This window comes from Mycetohabitans endofungorum (genome assembly GCF_037477895.1).
GTDB lineage: Bacteria > Pseudomonadota > Gammaproteobacteria > Burkholderiales > Burkholderiaceae > Mycetohabitans.
Window position 1 is genome coordinate 1,224,526 of record NZ_CP132744.1, and the last position, 20,459, is coordinate 1,244,984.

The 20,459-nt window shown below is 58.1% G+C and carries 1 protein-coding gene; it reads left to right on the forward strand.

The window, feature by feature from the left end; genetic code table 11:
- The first annotated feature begins 19 nt into the window (after nucleotides 1-19).
- Nucleotides 20-20,413, forward strand: a complete 20,394-nt coding sequence (locus RA167_RS05420) for an amino acid adenylation domain-containing protein (RefSeq protein ID WP_076786963.1) — start codon at nucleotides 20-22, stop codon at nucleotides 20,411-20,413.
- Nucleotides 20,414-20,459 lie beyond the last annotated feature (46 nt).

Here is a 20,459-nt window from a genome sequence, read left to right on the forward strand (position 1 = left end):
ATGACCAGGATAGTAATTCGTGAACAAACAAGACAGTAAGGCCCTTTCCGGTCGGAACGATACTCACAACGCATACCCACTGGACAAGTGCTTGCAGCAGTTGATCGAAGCGCAGGTCGAACGCAGTCCGGACGCGGTGGCGGTTCGTTTTGAAGGTCAGACCTTAAGCTATCGCGAGTTAAACCGGCAAGCTAATCGGCTAGCTCACTACCTGCGGGAGCTGGGAATCGGGCCAGATAGTCTGGTGGGCGTTCAGATGGAGCGCTCAGTAGAGCTGATCATTGCGCTGCTGGCGATTATGAAGGCCGGTGGCGCTTATTTGCCGCTGGATCCCGGCTATCCCGATGAGCGATTGGCGTTGATCATTGAAGACGCTGCGGTGACAGTGCTGCTGACGCAGCAGCGTTTTCGTGAACGGCTGGCGGGATATGATGGCGAAGTGCTTTGCTTGGACGAGGCTAATCAACAAGCGCTGTCTGGCAATGAGACTAATCCTGTGCCAATCAATGGCCCCGATGATTTAGCCTATATCATCTACACGTCGGGCTCTACCGGCCGGCCTAAAGGCTGCATGCTGCCGCATAAGGCGATTTGTAATCGTCTGCTGTGGATGCAGCGCCATTATGATGTTGGCTCAGCCGATCGGATCTTACAAAAAACACCCTTTACTTTTGATGTCTCAGTCTGGGAACTGTTTTTGCCGCTGCTCAGCGGTGCTTGCTTAGTCATAGCCAAGCCGGAAGGCCACAAGGACGCGCATTACCTGGTGGAGGTCATTCAAGCGGAGCAGATTACGATCTGCCATTTTGTGCCTTCGATGCTGCGCTTTTTCCTCAAGCATCCAGCAGTCTCCGAATGCGTATCGCTGCAGAAAGTATTCGTTAGCGGCGAGGCGCTGACTCACGACTTGCTACTCCAGTTTCGCCAACTGCTGAGCGCCGAATTACATAACTTATATGGTCCGACCGAAGCGGCGGTGGACGTGACCTATTGGCGTGGTGAGCCGCGAGAAGACCAGATCGTGCCAATCGGTCGGGCTATCGATAATATCCAGATATATATTCTGGATAGCGAAGCAAAGCCGGTAGCGGCCGGTGAAACTGGCGAGCTGTGTATCGGTGGTGTCGGCCTGGCTCGAGGCTATCTCAATCGGCCTGAGTTGACGGCTGAAAAGTTTATCCGCGATCCGTTCTCTAGTGAGGCCGGCGCCAGGCTATACCGTACAGGTGATAAAGCCCGTTTCCTCAGTAATGGTGAGATCGAGCTGCTTGGCCGTTTCGATTCGCAGGTCAAGTTGCGAGGCTTTCGCATTGAGCTGGGCGAGATCGAAAGCGCACTGAAAAGCCATCCAGCGATCGATGATGCGGCGGTGCTGGTCAAGGACCCGAGTTCAGCAGATCCCAAACTAGTGGCTTTTGTGGTAGCGCAGGGGTTAGACAAGAAAGCGGTACGGGACTTCGTTAAAACTCGCTTGCCGGAGTACATGGTGCCCAATCTGGTCAGCTTTATTGACCAGGTTCCCGTGACCGTCCACGGCAAAGCGGATCGCAAGGCGCTGCTCACGGGTGACGTGGAGGCGACGGCCCAACCGCACAGGCAAGTGATTAATCCGCAGGCGCTGACCGCCTGGCTGCAGCAGTATTTTATCGAGGCGCTCGGCGTCGACGAACTGGCGGTCGATGACGATCTTTTCGATCAAGGCGCAACCTCCTTTACGTTGGTGCAAGCAGTCCATAGCATCCAGCAGCAGCATCAGGTGACGCTGCCAGTCGATGTGTTTCTGGAGCATCCGACCATCGCTGCGGTGAGCGCTTATATTCTTGATGCTAAAGGCATAACGGCTGACGAGGTGGAGCCAGAGCCAGAGCCGCTGAGCGCTGCACCGGCTTGCCAATCAACGGTCAATGGTTCCATCTCGTTAGAAAAAGTCAGCTTTGATCCTCAGGCATACTGGCGACCGACTAGGGGGGCATCTGCGAATCTTGAACGGCTTGGACGCCTGCTGTCGCTGCTACGAGAGGTGCCGCTAGACGGCCACGGCAAGTACCTCTATTCGTCAGCGGGTGGCTTGAATGCGGTCCAGTGCTATCTGTATGTGGCCGAGGAGCGGATCGACGGCTTGGCTGGCGGCGTCTACTATTACCAACCGCAGCTTAATCGCCTGCTGCCTGTTAGCGTACCGGCCAAGCTGGATCCACAGACGTTGCCAATAGGGCAACGCGCGCAGCTGGCCGAGGCTGGCTTTGCACTATTTTTGATCGCCGAAAATGACGCGATCGCGCCAATCTACAATAAAGCATCACCCTTCTTGCTGGTGCTCGAGGCGGGTTATATTGAGCAGCTATTGTTGTCCCGCCAGCGCGACTTTAACATCGCGTTGACCCCGGCCTACGGCGTAGATTTTGCGGCGATTGCCGGGTTGTTTAAGTTACGGCCGAGCCACCGGTTCCTGCATTGCCTGATTGAGGGCGTGGCGCCGGCCGCCCTGGCTGAGGAGGGGCAAGCACTGAATGATCATTGGCGTCAGTCTGGTCCTCTGTTTGCTGATTTTCTCAGTGAGAAAAATAACGGTTTTGCGTTACCCACCCGGGAGGAATTGGCTCAACTGCACGAAGAACAGCGCCAGATCCGCCATGACTTGCCGGAGCAGGGTGACGGCGTTATCGAGCTGTGCGCAGAGCCGATCAGTGCTGACGCCTTGCGGCTGCGGGCCGCCAAGCGGCAATACTGTGATGGGCCGCTGAATTTAGGCCAGCTGAGCCGGCTGTTGAACCTGTTGCGGGCCGATCAGGACAACGGGCGGTTGTACCACACCGATGCCAGGTTAGCGCTGAAAATTTATTTGCACGTTGCTGAACAAAGCGTACAGCAAGGCTGCCAGGGACCATGTCTGCCCGCCGGGATATACCGCTACGATGGCGACAGCCATAGCTTAGCGCGGGTTAGCGACGGCGATCTATCGGCAATCAGCAGTTGCTATACGCCGTTTAACCGTAAGCACGCTCATCAGGCACGGCTGCGCATTTTTATCGTCGCCGGTCGCGCTACGGCCTACGGTGATGAAAGCCGTTATTTTAATTTGCTTCAAGCGGGCAGAATCGGTCAGCTACTGCTGGAAAAACAAGGTGAGTTCGGCATTGGCCTGTGCCCGATCGGATCGATGTATTTCAACAAGATCCGTGATGCGTTCGATTTGAATGACGACGATGAGTTGGTGCACAGCTTTGTGGGCGGTGCGGTGACGCAATCACTGCCCGCTGACTGGCCGCGGCTGGAAATTCACGGCATCGGCGAATCCGCTCAAGTCGCTCACGCGTCGACGCATGGGAGCAACGGGCACTTGTCGACCCGAGCGGTCGATGGGCGCTGCAATGGCGATGCGATGGCGATCGTCGGGATCAGCGGCCGCTATCCCGGCGCCGCGAACCCGGATGAGCTATGGCAAAACTTGAGCGCTGGCCGCGCGAGCATCGCCACATTGAGTCGCGAAGCGTTAATTGACGGCAGCGACGAGGCGAGCGATTCGCCACAGTGGGCAGTGGGCGCACTGGCGGGCAAGCAGTTGTTTGATCCATTGCTGTTCAAAATTACGCCGGCTGAGGCGAAAACGCTCGATCCTCAGGAGCGTTTGTTCTTGCAAGCGGTTTGGCACTGTCTGGAAAGTAGCGGCTATACCGCTGCGAGCCTGCGGCGGCAGGCCGAGCGCATTGGCGTGTTTGTCGGCGCAATGTGGGGCGATTACGAGCATCATCGGCCGACTGAACAAGGCGAGCGGGCCACCTCGTTCCTGTCGGCGATCGCCAACCGTGTGTCTTTCTTCAACGATTTTAATGGTCCCAGCGTCGCTTTCGATACGTCATGCTCGTCGGCGATGACTGCGTTGCATTTCGCTTGCAACAGTATTCGCCAAGGCGAGTGCCACGCAGCGATTGTCGGTGGCGTCAACTTGATCAGCCATCCATCGCATCTCGAGCTGCTGACTTCACTGAAGCTGTTATCCGACGATAGCCAATCTTATCCGTTTGGCCGCCATGCCAACGGATGGGTGGCTGGCGAAGGTGTCGGCGCGCTGTTGATTAGGCCACTCGAGGACGCCACGCGGGATGGCGATTCCATTTTCGGCGTTATCCGTGCAACGGCGATCAGCCATAGCGGTAAGACTTTCCGTTACGGAGCGCCCAATGCCGATAGCCACGCTCTGTCGATGCGTCGAGTGCTACAACAGGCGGGATTGTCTGCTGACGAGATCGGTTATGTCGAAGCCGCGGCCCCCGGCGCCAGCCTGGCGGATGGGGCGGAGTTTGCGGCGATCAGCAACGTGTTCGGTGCTCGTCGTAGCGATGCGCCGCTATTGGTAGGATCAATCAAAGCCAATATCGGCCACCTCGAATCAGCGTCGGCACTGTCGCAGATCACCAAAGTGCTGATGCAGTTGAAACACCGGCAGATCGCGCCGACGCTCGGTTGTAATCCGCTCAGTCCGATGATTTGTTTGAACGACAATCATCTTGCCATCGCCGATCAGCTGAGCGACTGGCAGGGACCGCAGCGCGCGCTAATTAATGCTTTTGGCGCTAGCGGATCGGGTGGCCATCTGATTCTCGAGGCGCCGCCACAACAGGCCGCTGTGCGGCAAAGCGACGGGCCCTGGCTGTTCCCGTTTGCCGCTGCGAGTGACGAGCAGCTTGATCAATTGGTTTCAGCGTTTGCTGACGATATGCAAGCTGGCCGGTTTGGCGACGCCAGCCTGGGGGATATCAGCTATACCTTATGTGTCGGCCGAGTCGCGCTCAACCATCGCCTGGCGGTCGTAGCCGATAGCCGAGACGAGTTGGTGGAGCGACTGAAAGGTCAACATTCGGAGATGCCGCTGCGCGGCAGTCTCAAAAAAGAGCCGCAGTCTAGCCGTATTGAAAAGGATCTTCGGGGATTGGACCGCCAGGCGTTGACAGCGATTGCCGGCCAATGGGTCGCTGGACAGAGCAGCTTAGCGCAGATTGCTCGGCATCACCATCGTCGGGTGGCGTTGACGGCTTATCCGTTTGCGGCTATCGATTGCCATATCGCTGCGTCGGCAAACAGCGCTTGCGCCGAGATGTTGCGCAACGAGGCGTTGCAGCCAGAAAACGAGGCGTCGCAGCTAGAACAAGATAAGGCGCTGCGACGGGCGCTGGAAAGCCATATCAAGCGCCATTTCTCACAGGTATCGGCGATTCCTGAGAGTAGCCTCGATTGTGACGACACCTTCGATCGTTACGGCTTGACGTCGCTCATGATCACCACGCTCAACCAACGCTTGGCCCAGGAGTTTGGCGAGCTATCGGCGACTCTATTCTTCGAGTACCAAAGCATCGCTGCGCTGGCGGGCTATTTTGTGGCTGAGCATCCGGTGCGCAGCAGGCAATTACTCGGGATTCAGGCGACGCAGCCCATCCTAGCCGCCAGAGCGCAACAGCAGACACGCGTAACAGCATGGCGACGCTATGATCGTAGTGAACGAAATGAGCCGATCGCCATCATTGGCTTGGCCGGTCGGTTCCCGGGCGCGGCGGATATCGACAGTTTTTGGAACAACCTCAAAAACGGTGTCGATAGTATCAGCGAGATACCCACCGAGCGTTGGGAGCACAGCAAATATTACAGCCGCGACCGCAGTTTAAAAGGCAAGATCCACACCAAGTGGGGCGGCTTTATCGACGACATCGATCGTTTTGATCCGCTCTTTTTCAATATTTCGCCGCGGGATGCCGAGCGGATGGATCCTCAAGAGCGGATCTTTCTCGAAACCGCCTGGCGCACGCTCGAAGACGCCGGCTACGATCGAGCTGGGCTGCGACGTCATTACCAGGGTGAAATGGGGGTATTTGTCGGTGTGATGCACGGCGAATACTTGCTTTATACCCGCTCGAGCGCCGCGGACTGTACCGATGATGCGGTCGATTCATCGTTTGGTTCGATCGCCAATCGCGTGTCTTACGTCTTCGACTGCAACGGTCCGAGTATGGCGGTCGACACCATCTGCTCATCGTCGTTGACTGCGCTGCATTTGGCGGTCGAGAGCCTAAGGCGCGGCGAGTGCCAATTGGCCCTGGCCGGTGGCGTCAACCTATCATTGCATCCGAACAAATATTTCATTCAGTCCCAGCTGACGATGTCGTCTTCTGACGGACGCTGTCGCAGCTTTGGCGACGGGGGGGACGGTTTTGTGCCCGGCGAGGGGGTGGGAGCGGTGTTGCTCAAGCCGCTGTCCCGAGCCGAAGCCGACGGCGACAACATCTATGCGGTGATCCGGGCGACGTCAATTAACCATAACGGTAAGACCCATGGCTACACCGTGCCCAGTCCCCATGCTCAGGGCGCCATGATCGCCGATTCGCTCGACAAGGCCGGCATGGATCCACGAGAGCTGAGTTATGTCGAGGCTCACGGCACGGGTACAGCACTGGGAGATCCGATAGAAATCACGGGCCTGCAATCGGGCTTTACCCGGCGCAGCGCCACGCTGGGTAGCGAAATGGTGCCGGCACAACACTGCGCGGTTGGCTCAGTCAAATCGAATATTGGGCACTTGGAGTCAGCCGCGGGCATTGCCGGAATCGCAAAGGTGCTATTGCAGCTTAAGCATCGCCAGTTGGCGCCCTCGTTGCATTCAAAGCGTCTGAATCCCAACATCCCCTTTGCCGATTCGCCGTTTTATGTCCCTCAACAGTTGCAGGAATGGCGGCGGCCAGTGTTGAACCTCGATGGTCGGGAGCGAGAGTATCCACGTGCGGCTTCAGTATCGTCTTTCGGATCGGGTGGTTCAAACGGACACGTGATCATTGCCGAGTATATTGCCCCGACTCGGGACGATGACGTCGGCGGGCAGACAACGATGATTCCTTTGTCCGCAAGGACACCGACTCAATTACGGCAGCAAGTCGAGCAACTGCAACAGTTCCTACATCGGACCGGTGCCGAGCATACGCGGCCGCGGCTGGCAGATCTGGCCTTTACGCTGCAGCAGGGCAGGGAGCCGATGGACTATCGTCTGGCTTTTATCGCCGAGTCGATCGACCAGTTACAGGACAGACTAGCGCAAAGCGCCGAGCTACTGGCGAACCAGCCTGAACCGTTCGGCTTCTTTGATGGCATTCATATTGGCCGGGTCAAAGATCATAAGGCGGCAATAGCGGTGCTCGCCCATGATGAGGATATGGCGGCGACCTTGACCGCCTGGGCCAATAAAGGCAAATATGACAAGCTGCTAGAGCTATGGGTCAAAGGGCTGGCGCTTGACTGGACGCTATTTGGGCAGCCGAAAGAGTCGGCTAGGCGGATCAGCCTCCCGAGCTACCCCTTTGCTCGCGAACGGATCTGGGTCTCTGGCGAATCCCACTTCTCGTCGCTAGGACAGCAAAACGGTGAGGGACGGTTGCATCCTTTGCTGCACACCAACGTATCGGATCTGTCGCAGCAGAAATTTATCTCAATATTCAACGGCAGAGAGTTCTTCCTGCGGGATCACCGGGTCCGTGACAACAAAGTTTTGCCGGGCGTCGCCTACCTTGAAATGGCGCGCGAGGCAATCCTCCGCTCGCTGGGGGAGCAGGTGCCAACTGGCGTGCTGAGCTTGCGTAATCTGGTGTGGTTGCAGCCGGTCATGCTCAGTAACCAAAGCGACGACTCAGTTGAAGTAGAGATCCGTATCGACAGTCTTGACGAACATCGACTGACCTTCGACATTCTCGAGCGCAAGCAGCAGGTGGTGTGCTGCCAAGGCGAAGCAGCTTTTGTTCAGGATGCCGATGAACCAGCAGAGTCGTTGACTTCGTTGCAAGCGGCGATCGGCGGCCATATGCTTGACGCTGATGCGTTGTACCCGCTGTTCGACAGCATGCAGATCTACTATGGCCCGTGGCACCGATCGGTGAAATCGCTGCGGATCGACGGCGGCCAAGTGCTGGCGCGAATTGAGCTACCGCAAGCGCTGACCTCGGATCATAAGCGACTTGTTTTACATCCCAGCTTGATGGATGGCGCTTTGCAGTCGAGCGTCGGCTTGCTCGTCGCGGATCAGCTCGACCAAGGTTTGACGCCGCAACTGAAGCATACCTGGGTACCTTTTGCGTTGGCGCAACTACAGTTGAGTGGCGCTGAGCTAGGTGAGCAGATTTGGGCTTGGGTGCGTCCTTGCGCCGAGCCATCTGAAGCGGGACAATCGACGTTTAATATCGATATTTATAATCAACGAGGCCAACATTGCGCCGCGCTGCGTGAATTTGCTCTACGGGTTATGAAAAAGCCGTCACCGCTGGAAGTGATGCTTGAAGATCGGCCACGTAGCGACTGTTATCTGGTGGAAAAGTGGCAGCGTTTTTGCCCCCAAGACCTGATTCCGTCTAATGGCCGGCTGCTGCTGGTTGGCAATGATCCCCAGGGCCACAAACAGTTGAGCGTCCGTTATCCGCAAGCTGTTTCATGGTTGTTGGAGGGTAGTGAGTCTATTGAGCAGCTCACTGAACGGCTGCGCGAAGCCGGACCTATTGAACATCTGGTATGGCTGGCGCCGACAACGTTGGCGCAGGACGAAAGTCTCGACGGCATGATCTGCGCCCAGCAGCGTGGCGTGCTGGGCTGCTTCCGTTTGATTAAGGCGCTGCTGGCGTTGGCGCTGGATCAGCAGCCACTGACCTGGACGGTGATCACTCGAGGGGTGTTGACCTTATTCGACGAGGCTGACAGTACTCACCAAACCGTGACCGGGCCGGTGGCGCCGGCGCATGCCAGTGTGCACGGATTGATCGGCGTCATGGCCAAGGAATACAGCCACTGGCGGGTGCGGCTGGTGGATCTGCCGGCAGACGACAGTTGGCCCACTGTGGACCCGCTATCGTTGCCCACGCATCCTCGTGGCGACGCGCTGGCCTGCCGCAACGATGTCTGGTACCGCCAATATCTTGCGCCTTACCTCCCGCTGTCGGAATGGGGCACAACGGATGTGGCCGCGCAGCTAGGCGAGGTAGGCAGCCTCTATCGCGATGGGGGCGTATACCTGGTGATCGGCGGCGCCGGTGGTATCGGCCGGTTGTGGAGTGAATATCTGATCCGCACTCGACGGGCGCAAATCATCTGGCTGGGGCGTCGCGAGCAAAACAACGACATTGATCAGGCGATCGCCGAGCTTGCCAAGCTTGGACCTGCGCCGCGCTATATCCGCGCCGATGCCAGCAATCATGCCGCACTACGACAGGCGGTAGCGCAGATCTGCACCGAGTATGGCAGGATTCATGGCGTGATCCATGCCGCCATTCAGCTTCAGGATCAAAGTCTGGCGCGAATGGATGAGCAAAGATTTACCACCGGTTTGACCGCTAAGGTGGATATCTGTGTCCGTCTGGCCGAGATGTTTGCGCATCAGCCGCTGGACTTCATGTTGTTTTTTTCGTCGTTGCAAAGCTTTACCAAGTCAGCTGGGCAGAGCAACTACGCTGCCGGTTGTACCTTCAAAAACGCCTTTGGCCATTACCTTGCGCAGCAGTGTTCCTACCCGGTCAAAGTGATCAACTGGGGTTACTGGGGGCATGTCGGCTCGGTGGCTAGCGAAGACTATCGCCGAAGGATGGCTGACGTCGGTCTCGGTTCGATCGAGGGCGAGCAGGCGATGACTGCGCTGGATATTCTGTTGGCCGGGCCATTTTCCCAGCTTACGTTCTTGCGAACCTCACAGCGGCTCAGCGATACGTTCAGCCGGCTGGCGCTGCCTACGCATCCGGCTGGGCCTTTTGGTGAGTATGGTCAGAGGCTGACGCAAGCCTACCCGTCGCTGATTGCCCGGATAAAAAAACAACTGGTTGTAGACAACCACGAGATTCGGGCGGTGACGCAGCAAATGCAGGCCCGGAAGGCGGCCATCGACGAGTTGCAAGCTCGCTTGCTGTACGCCCAGCTGCAGCAACTGGGCTGGTTTAGTGGCGAGCGCGAAATCATCGAGCAGATGAAGCAACGCAGCGGTCTGCTGCCGATGTATGGCCGCTGGATCGATAAGAGTCTTGACGAGCTGGCGCAGCGCGGCTACCTGTCCATGGAGGACGGGCATTGTCCGGCAGCCTATCGCGTGGTCCATCGTCACCCGCTGGCAGTTGAATCCCTATGGAAAGAATGGGATGCGCAAAAGCCGGATTGGCTAGAACACGCGAGTCTGAGCGCCGAAGTGAATCTTGCTGAGGCCACTCTGCGGGTGCTGCCAGCGATCCTCAGCGGTCGGATCATGGCCACGGACATCATGTTCCCTGACTCATCGATGGTCATGGTTGAGGGAATATACAAGCATAATCCAGTGTCCGATTTTTTCAACGACGTGATGCTCAACGCGATGGTTGAGTTTGTCAGGGGACGGCTGGAACAGGCGCCGCAGACGCCGATCCGTATTCTGGAGATTGGCGCCGGCACCGGCGGCACCAGTGCACGGGCGTTTGAAAAACTCCGGCCTTATCAGCGGCAAATCGCGGAATACTGCTACACCGATGTATCGCAGGCATTCCTCATGCATGCGCGGCAAACGTATGGGCCGGACAATCCGTACCTTAGCTATCAGCTCTTTGATGTTGACAAGCCTTTGGCTGGGCAAGGTATCAAGATTGGCCATTACGATCTGGTCATGGCCACCAATGTCCTGCACGCGACGCAGGATCTACGGCGGACGATGAAAAACGCCAAGGCAGCGTTGAAGCACAACGGCCTGGTGATGATCAACGAGATTTGTCGCAACGGCTTGTTTACCCACTTGACCTTCGGCTTGCTCAAGGGATGGTGGTTATTCGACGATCAGGAGTTGCGATTGCCCGGTGGACCCGCGCTTGCACCCAAACAGTGGAAGCAGCTGCTGGAGAGTGAAGGCTACAGGCAGATCTATTATCCGGCGCTGGCTGATCACGACCTTGGTCAGCAAATCGTGATCGCCGAGAGCAACGGAGTCATTTGGCAGGATCGGCACAGCGATGTGGAACCGACCAAGGTTGCGTCCAAGGGCTTGACGGTGCGGGCGGCCCCCGCTTCGCGGCCACCGCAGCGGATCGCCCAAACCGTGTCGGTGGGCGAGGTGACGCCCCAGGCGCTAAAAGATCAGACGGTGCGCTATCTCAAGCAGATGATCGGCGAACTGTTCAAAATCCGGCCGGAGCAGATCGATGCTGGGGAGCCGCTCCAGACGTATGGCATTGATTCGATCCTGGTGGTGCAGTTGACCAATCTGCTGCGTGACAAGCTGTCGGGAATCAGCAGCACGCTATTCTTTGAATACCAGACGATCGACGCGCTTGCGGATCATTTTGTGGCGTCACAAAAAGATCAGCTTAGGGCCTTGCTGGGGCTGGACAAGGCGTCGGTGGCCGAACAGCCGGGGTCGATTGATACCGCGTCGGCTCCTGCGGTTAATACGTTAGTCAAGCTAGCCGCTGGACACCGCTTTGCCGCCAAGACGCCCGACAGCGCACCAAAAGGCCAGCGTGGCACTGAAGTCGCGATCATCGGCCTAGCGGGACGCTACGCGCATTCCGATAACGTCCAAGCGCTGTGGCAGTGTCTAAAAAATGGCGAGAACTGTATCGATGAAGTGCCGGCGGATCGCTGGGATTGGCGTCAATACTTCGATCAAACGCCGGGCAAAAAAGGTGGCATTTATACCCGCTGGGGCGGTTTCATTCGGGAAATCGACAAATTTGATCCGTTGTTTTTCCATATCTCGCCCCATGAGGCGCAGAAGATGGATCCCCAAGAGCGGCTCTTCTTGGAAGAGGCCTATCATTGCATCAGCGATGCCGGCTATACGCCGGGTCGTTTGGCTGAACGGCATCGAGTCGGCGTGTTTGTCGGTGTGATGAACGGAACCTACACCCATCAGTCCAGCTATTGGTCGGTTGCCAACCGGGTGTCTTATCAGTTCAATTTCCAAGGACCGAGTATGGCGGTGGATACCGCCTGTTCGTCGTCGATCACCGCGATCCATCTGGCGCTGGAGAGCTTGCATAGCGGCGTGAGCGACTGCGTACTGGTCGGTGGGGTCAATCTGGTGATCGATCCCGTGCACTACATGCGTCTGACCGAGATGAAAATGCTATCGTCAGGCAAGCAGTGCAAGGCGTTTGGGACGGACGCCGACGGCTTTGTCGCCGGCGAGGGTGTGGGTGCGCTGCTGCTTAAGCCGTTGGCTCAAGCTGAGGCGGACGGCGATCGAATTTACGGCGTGATCAAAGGGAGCATGATCAATGCCGGCGGCAAGACCAACGGCTATACTGTGCCTAACCCATTGGCCCAGAGCCGACTGGTGGCCGACTCGCTGGCCAGGGCTGGCGTTGATGCTAGGGCGGTAAGCTATGTTGAAGCCCACGGCACCGGCACGTCGCTGGGGGATCCGATTGAGATTGCTGGTTTGACCAGAGCATTCAATAGCGGCGCCGAGACGGCGGCTAAGCAGTACTGTGCTATTGGCTCAATTAAGTCCAATATCGGTCATTGTGAAAGTGCTGCTGGCATCGCGGGCATCACCAAAGTGCTGCTGCAGCTAAAGCACCGCCAATTGGTTCCGTCGCTGCACGCCGGTGAACTCAACCCTGAGATTGATTTTGCCAACAGTCCGTTCGTGGTGCAGCAGTCGCTGGCCGATTGGCATCGACCCGAGGTCATGATCGATGGCAACCGTCAGGAATTCAAGCGAATTGCTACGGTGTCGTCCTTTGGCGCGGGTGGCGCCAACGCGCACGTAGTGATCGAAGAGTACGAAGATCATCGACCGCGGCCGGTGATTGTCGTCAACGAGCAGCAGCCGGCGATCATTCCGTTATCGGCCAAGACGCAGGCTCAGCTATTGCAGCAGGTTAGCTTGTTGCTGCACGCGCTGGAGCAGGGCGAGCTGGGCGACGCTGATTTGCCGGCACTGGCCTATACGCTGCAGGTCGGGCGGGAGGCGATGGAGTATCGGCTAGGCGTGCTGGCTCATTCAATCGCCCATTTGAAGACCCAACTGCAAAATTGTATTGATCACCCGTCTACAGCCGCTTGCTATAGCGGCCGGATCAAAGATCACGACAAGGCGCTGTCACTGCTGGCGGGTGCAGACATACAAAGCGCCATGGCTAACTGGATGGATCACGGCCAGCATGAAAAATTGCTCCAGGCCTGGGTCAACGGTTTAACGCTGGATTGGCGCTTGATGTATCGACAGGGCACGCCGACGCCCCTCAGCTTGCCGGGTTATCCGTTTGCCCGTGAGCGTTACTGGCACAAGGATGAACCGGCACAAGCGCTAACGACGAGCGAGAAGCGACTTCACCCACTTTTGCACCGCAATGTCTCTGACTTATGCGGTTTGCGTTACCTCAGTCAGTTCAGTGGTCAAGAAAGCTTCTTGTCCGACCATCGAATCAACGGTCGCGGCGTTTTGCCGGGTGCGGCGATGATCGGAATGATCGATGCGGCGCTAACGCACGCATTGGGCGGTGAACGACCTGCCGGCGCGGCACGAATTATCCGTGATTTGTCCTGGTATCAGCCGTTCAGCGTGGACGCGGTCAACCATGGTGAGCTATTCGTTGAACTGGCGGCGCAGCCGGATGGCGACTACCCAATTGGGATTTGCTCGTATGATTCCGCCGGACAGCTGCAACTGCATTGCCGAGCGGTGGCTGGGACCGCCGTGGCGCAACCGGCGAATCTTGACTTCATGGCCGCCGACGCTCGCCCGATGGATGTCGATGCTTGCTACCAGCGTTTCACCGCCATGGGCATCGAATATGGCATAAGCCATCGCAGAATCCAGTCGCTGCTGCGCCAGGGGGACCAAGCACTGGCGTGGGTTGCACTGGAAGACGCTGCTGCGAACGAAGGTTACGCTATTCATCCTGGGCTGCTGGATGCCGCGATGCAAGCGGTCATGGCATTGTTGTTTGATGAGCTGGGAGAGCGGCCACCGTTGCTGTTGCCCGACGGACTGGCCGAATGTGTGCTATTCGCCGACTGTCCGGCAACATTGCAAGTACAGATTCGCAGCACTGCACGCACACCCGGTGGCTATCGCTTTGATCTGGCTCTGTTTGACAAAAATGGCCGGTGCTGTGCGACCCTGCGCCAGTTGTCGTTCAAAACGTTGTCCGCTGACAACGACGTTGACAGCGAAGCGCTACTTTGCCATCGGCAATGGCGTGACGCTGAGCTTGCTTCGGCCACGGATGCGCCGGTAGTGTCCCATCTGGTGCTGACGCTGGGCCACCATCCCGCCTTTGCCAACTTGCCGGAGCAGTTGCAAGCGCATCAACACATTTCCGTCCTGGCGATGCACAGTGACGATTATCGACAGGCGGCGCTGGCGCTGGCCGGACAACTCAAACCACTGCTTCGCACTGAGCACCGTTGCCTGGTTCAGCTGGTCGTCCCGGCAAACGATCCGCAAGGTTATCGCGGCCTTGGCGGCCTGTTGTACAGTGCCAGCCGGGAGCAGCCGGCGCTGACTGGTCAGTTGATAGAAGTGTCGCCAGGGCTCGATGCGTCGCAATTGGCGTGGCAACTGGCGGTCGAAGGGACTGCGCCTGATGAGCGTCAACTGCGTTATCTGTCTGAGGCCGGCAAGTTACAGCGCCAAGCGCTAACTTGGCTCCACCAACCATTGAATCATAGCCCTGCGCCCTGGCGGTCGGACGGCGTCTATCTGATTACCGGAGGCCTGGGCGGCGTTGGCATGATCTTCGCGCGGGCGATCCTGGACGCTGCACCGGGTGCGAGCGTGGTGCTATGCGGCCGTACCGAGGCTAACGCGCCGTCGGTCACCGACAAGCTGGCGCAACTGGGCGCACGATGTCACTACCGCGCTGTGGATCTTGCAGAGGCAGGTCAGGTTGAGCGCTTGATCGCTGGAATCATGATGGAGCGCGGCGGATTACATGGCATTATCCATTGCGCTGGGCTCACTCGTGACACGCTGTTGTCACATAAAACGCAGCAGGACTTTGAAGACGTGTTCGCTGCTAAGGTGGCTGGCGTGCGCCATCTCGACCAGTGCAGCGCTGCAGTGGCACTGGACTTCTTTGTGCTTTGTTCATCCATTGCCAGCGTACTGGGCAACGCCGGGCAGAGTGATTACGCTGCAGCTAACGGCTATCTTGATGCTTTTGCCGGTTTGCGCAATCAACGGGTCGCGGCGGGACAGCGCCATGGCCGCACCGTGGCAATCAACTGGCCGCTGTGGCTTGAAGGCGGCATGCAAATGGACGATGCCGCCCGGCGCGCGCTGGCGCAACGCACTGGCATCAAGGCGATGACCGGGACAACGGGCATTCGGGCGCTATACCAGGCGCTGCAAAGCGATGAAGATCAGCTGATGGTACTGGCAGGCGACAGAGACAGGCTAGTCGCGCTGCTGAGCCGTGAACCGGCGCCGGCTAGCCCAGCCATCACAGCGGTTGAAGGCGAAGATGTATTAACTGGATTGCGCCGGTTATTCGCTGACACGATCAAGATCGCTGAGTCGCGGCTTGACAACGACGAGCCGTTTGAAAAATACGGCATTGACTCACTGATGGTCATGGATATGACGGCGGCGCTGGAAAAACGCTTTGGGCCGCTGCCAAAGACGTTGTTCTTTGAATATCCCAGCTTGCAAAGCTTGGCGGATCATCTAGTCGCGCGACTGCCGCAAAGGCCCGCTGTCAGCCAAGTCCCGCCTGCTGCCAGCGACTCGTTAATCGCGCAACTGCGAGCAATGCTGGCGAGCACCCTGGGGATCGCGCTGGAACAGATCGATGATGCACAGTGCTTCGAGCAATATGGCCTTGACTCGCTGATGATCATGGAGATGACCAGCGTGCTCGAAAAACGTTTTGGCGCTTTACCGCGTACGCTGTTATTTGAATACTCCAGCTTGCAGCAACTGGCGCACTATTTGGCAAACCGGCCACTCGAGCCGCAAGGTACGACGGCGGTGGTTCCGACTGGCGAACAAAAGCCGCTGACGACGCCAGAATCCGGGAGCAAAGGCAGTCCGCGCCGCCGGCTGTTCGACAGCGTGGTGAATACGACAAGCCCTCGTGTCCAGCAAAGTTTGCAAGGTAGCCAGCCAGGCCCTCAGCCCAGGGACGATATCGCTATCATCGGCGTGGCGGGGCGCTATCCCGCGGCTGACAATCTGGAGGTTTTTTGGCAGAACCTACGCGAAGGCAAAAACAGCATCAGCGAAATTCCGGCCGAGCGCTGGAACTGGCGCGACTACTACAGTGAAAATCGCAGCGAAAGCGGGGTGCACAACAGTAAGTGGGGCGGGTTTATCGATGGCGTCGATCAATTTGATCCACTGTTTTTCAATATTTCGCCGCTGGAAGCTGAACTTATCGATCCGCAGGAGCGGCTATTTCTGCAGACTGCCTGGTCGGCGATGGAAGATGCAGGTTACAGTCGCCGCATCGGTGGCGAGCAGACCGAGGATAGCGCGCAAGTTGGCGTCTACGTCGGCGTCATGTATGGCGAATACCAGCTATTCGGTGCTGAAGCCAGCTTGCGGGGCCAGCGCATGGGCTTTGCTGGCTGCACCGCCAGCATTGCCAACCGGACATCCTTCTGCCTCAATCTGCAGGGCCCGAGCATGACAGTCGACTCGATGTGCTCCAGCTCGCTGACTGCCATTCATCTAGCCTGTCAGGATTTGCGCAATGGCCGCACCTCGATGGCTATTGCCGGAGGCGTCAACCTGACGATTCACCCCAACAAATATTTGATGCTGAGCAGCGGTCAATTCATCTCGAACCAGGGCCATTGCGCTAGCTTCGGCGAAGGCGGTGATGGCTATGTGCCGGGCGAGGGCGTGGGTGCAGTCATCCTAAAACGACTGACCGATGCGCAGCGCGACGGCGATCACATTTATGGGGTGATCAAAGGCAGTTACCTTAATCACGGTGGCAAAAGCACCGGTTACAGCGTGCCCAACCCACGGGCGCAGCAGGCAGCAATCAGCGGCGCGCTACAGGACGCCGGCGTCGATCCGGCGACCGTCAACTATATTGAGGCGCATGGTACGGGCACCAAGCTGGGCGATCCGATTGAGATCGCTGGTTTGGCCAACGCGTTGGGAACACGCAAGCCTGAGCAGACTTGCTGGTTAGGTTCGGTCAAGTCGAATATCGGTCACTGTGAAGCGGCGGCTGGCATTGCTGGGTTGACCAAGGTGCTGCTGCAATTGAAACACCGGCAAATTGTGCCGTCGCTGCACTCCCAAAAACTCAATCCCTTTATTGACTTTACGGCAACGCCCTTCGAGGTCAACCAGCAACTGCGAGCGTGGCCGCAGCCGTTGCTGAATGGTCAGGCCGTACCGCGGATCGCCGGCATTTCCTCGTTTGGTGCCGGCGGCTCCAACGGCCATTTAATCGTCGCGGAGTACAGTCAAGCCAAGCCTGTGCTTGACGATAGTGGCAAGCCCGAAATGATTTTGTTGTCGGCCCGAGAGCCCGAGCAGCTGCGGCAGATCGCCAGCCGCTTGCTGGCCAGACTCGAGCGCTCGCAAGCCACGGATAGCTTGGCGGCCATTGCTTATACGCTGCAAGTGGGCCGGGAAGCAATGGAGCATCGCGCAGCGTTCATCACCAGCACAATGACAAGCTTGCTCGACGCATTACGGCGCCTGTCAGACGGCGACAGTCGCGGCTGGGTTTGCGGCGACGCGACCACGACCAGCGAGCGGGTTGAACAGTTTAAAGGCCGTTTTCAGGCGCAGTGGCGCGAGCAGCTGGTCAAGCTCTTTACGGACGGTGAACAGCAGTCGTTGCTGCAGTTGTGGAGCGAAGGCCTGCCCGTTGACTGGACAGCACTATGGGCTGCCAGCGGTGAACAACGCCAGCGAATCAGCTTGCCGAGTTATCCGTTTGCCACCCGCCGTTACTGGGCGCCCACGGAAGCTAGAGCACTATCGTCATCAACGCCTATGCAGTTGCACCCGTTAGTGCATCAAAACAGCTCACGATTTGATCAACAGCAATTTGTGACTGAATTCAGCGGGAACGAACCTTGGCTGAAAGATCACAGGGTGAGCGGGCGCAAGACCCTGCCTGGCGTGGCGTATTTGGAAATGATTCGGGTAGCGGTGACGCATTCGTTGGCCCACGGTCAAGCAAACGCGATGGTGATTGAGCAGCTGCACTGGTTAGCGCCGTTGACGGTTGAGTCCAATCCGCGCCGGATGCAGATTAACCTGGCGCGCGTGGACGAACGGATCGGTGTCAAATTGGTCACCAACGAAGGCAGTTCCTCCGTGCTGCATGGCCAGGCCACAGCGATCACCGGCCTGTCGCTTCAGGAAGATCCATTGGATCTGGCGTACTGGCAGGGCTTGAACTGGCGACTGCGGCTTGACAGCGACGAAGTTTACCGTCTCTTTAGTGAAATGGGCATCGATTACGGCGACAGCCATCGCGGGATTCGCCAGTTGAGGGTGGCGCAGCGGGGCGGTCGGCGTGATGTGCTGGCGGAGTTGGAACTGAACGAGGCATTGCCCGGCACAGCCGATGACTGGTGGCTGAACCTGGGGATCACGGACAGCGCACTGCAGGCGGCAATCGGCATGTTGTTGCCGCTCGACGGCAGTGTGGCGAACTGGGCGTCGCCTTTTATGCCCTTTGCGCTGGACCGGCTGGAAATCCTCGCGCCTTGTCGTCAGCGGATGTGGGCGCTGCTTCACAGAGACGACGTAAATAACGCGGCCGGCAAAATGGATATTGATCTTTGCGACGACCAAGGGCAAATCTGCGTACGATTCTTGGGCTTAAGCTCAAGGCGCCTGCCTGCAGATTCAAGACCGCCAAACGCGGCGCTCGGGCGGGTTGATTCACTCGTCCCCCAGCAACAGCGCGAAGAGCGACATGTGCTGGCGCCGATTTGGTCGGTGGTCAACGGTGCGGTCGTTGAGCGACGTCAACAGGAGGGCGCGACGCTGATCTTCGGCGCAACCCCGGCGCAGCGCCCGGCGTTGGCCGAGCTTTATCCCGGCGCTGTGTTGGCGCTGAACGCAGACGACTCGGAGGCCGGCTACTTGGCCGCACTGAACACCCAACCGAAACTTGTCGACGTGATTTGGTTAGCGCCGTCAAGCGACGACCACTGTGCCAGCGCGTCGGAACTGGTTGCCGCACAACAGCATGGCGTACTGGCGCTGTTCAGACTGATCAAGGTGCTGCTGAGCCTAGGTTACGGTCGCCAGCCTCTACGCTTGACGTTGGTCACCGGGCAGACGATTAACCCGCTGCCGGGCGAGGCCTGCCGGCCTGCCCATGCTGCAGTGCACGGATTGGCCGGCTCTTTAGCCAAGGAATATCCGCACTGGCGAGTGCAACTCGCAGATTTGCCGAGCGAACAGTTAACCTCGCTGGCCAATGCGCCATTCGATCACGTTGCTTCAGGTGAATTGCTGGCGCTGCGCCACGATCAGTGGTGGTTCCGCAGGCTGGCACGGGTGACGGTCGATGCGCCGCCCGCAACGCAGCAGCCCGCCTATCGCGACGGCGGTGTCTACTTGGTGATCGGCGGCGCGGGCGGGATCGGTGCAGTTTGGAGCCGCTATGTCATCAGCCGCCATCGCGCTCGGGTGATTTGGATCGGTCGTCGATCGCCGGATCAACCGCTTAAAGCCAAGCTCGATGAACTGACTGCCGTTAGTCTGCGCCATAATGCTCCGGCGCCTGTTTATTTCCAGGCCGATGCCGCAGACGAGCAGCAACTGGTCGAGGTACGGCGACACATTATCGAGCGCTTTGGTGAGATCAACGGTGTGGTGCACTCGGCAATCGTGCTTAAGGACCAAAGCCTGGCCAATATGGATGAGCAAACCTTTACCCGTGTGCTGAACGCTAAGGTCGCAACCAGTGTTGCACTGGCTCGGGCGTTCGAGCCAAGCGCCGCTTCGCTGGATTTTGTCCTGTTTTTCTCGTCAATGATGTCCTTTAGCACGGCCGCTGGTCAAAGCAACTATGCTGCCGGCTGCACGTTTGCCGACGCTTTTGCCGATCGGCTCAGAGCCGATTGGCCTTGCCCGGTCAAAGTCATGAATTGGGGCTATTGGGGGAGTGTCGGCTCAGTGAGTGACGTCCGTTACCGTGACCGGATGCGCGCGCTGGGATTAGGCTCTATCGAGCCGGAGGAAGGCATGCTGGTATTGGAGCAATTGCTGGACAGCAGGATGAATCAATTGGCGTTGCTGAAAACCCTTCAAAGTGAAGAGATCGATGGCCTCGACAGCTTGGCTGGACTGCTCAGCGATGAGCAAATCAAGCTTTATCCCGATCATCACGGCAGTATGGCAGTGATGCAGAATCGGCTGGCGGACAGGCTGGCAGCGTTGACGCCGCCGTTGGATGCAAGCCAACCCATCTCCGGTGTTCCCGGCGCGCTCGAGTGCGTATGACGCCGACCTTGATATCGCAACTATGAAGAGACGGCAGACGCGTTAC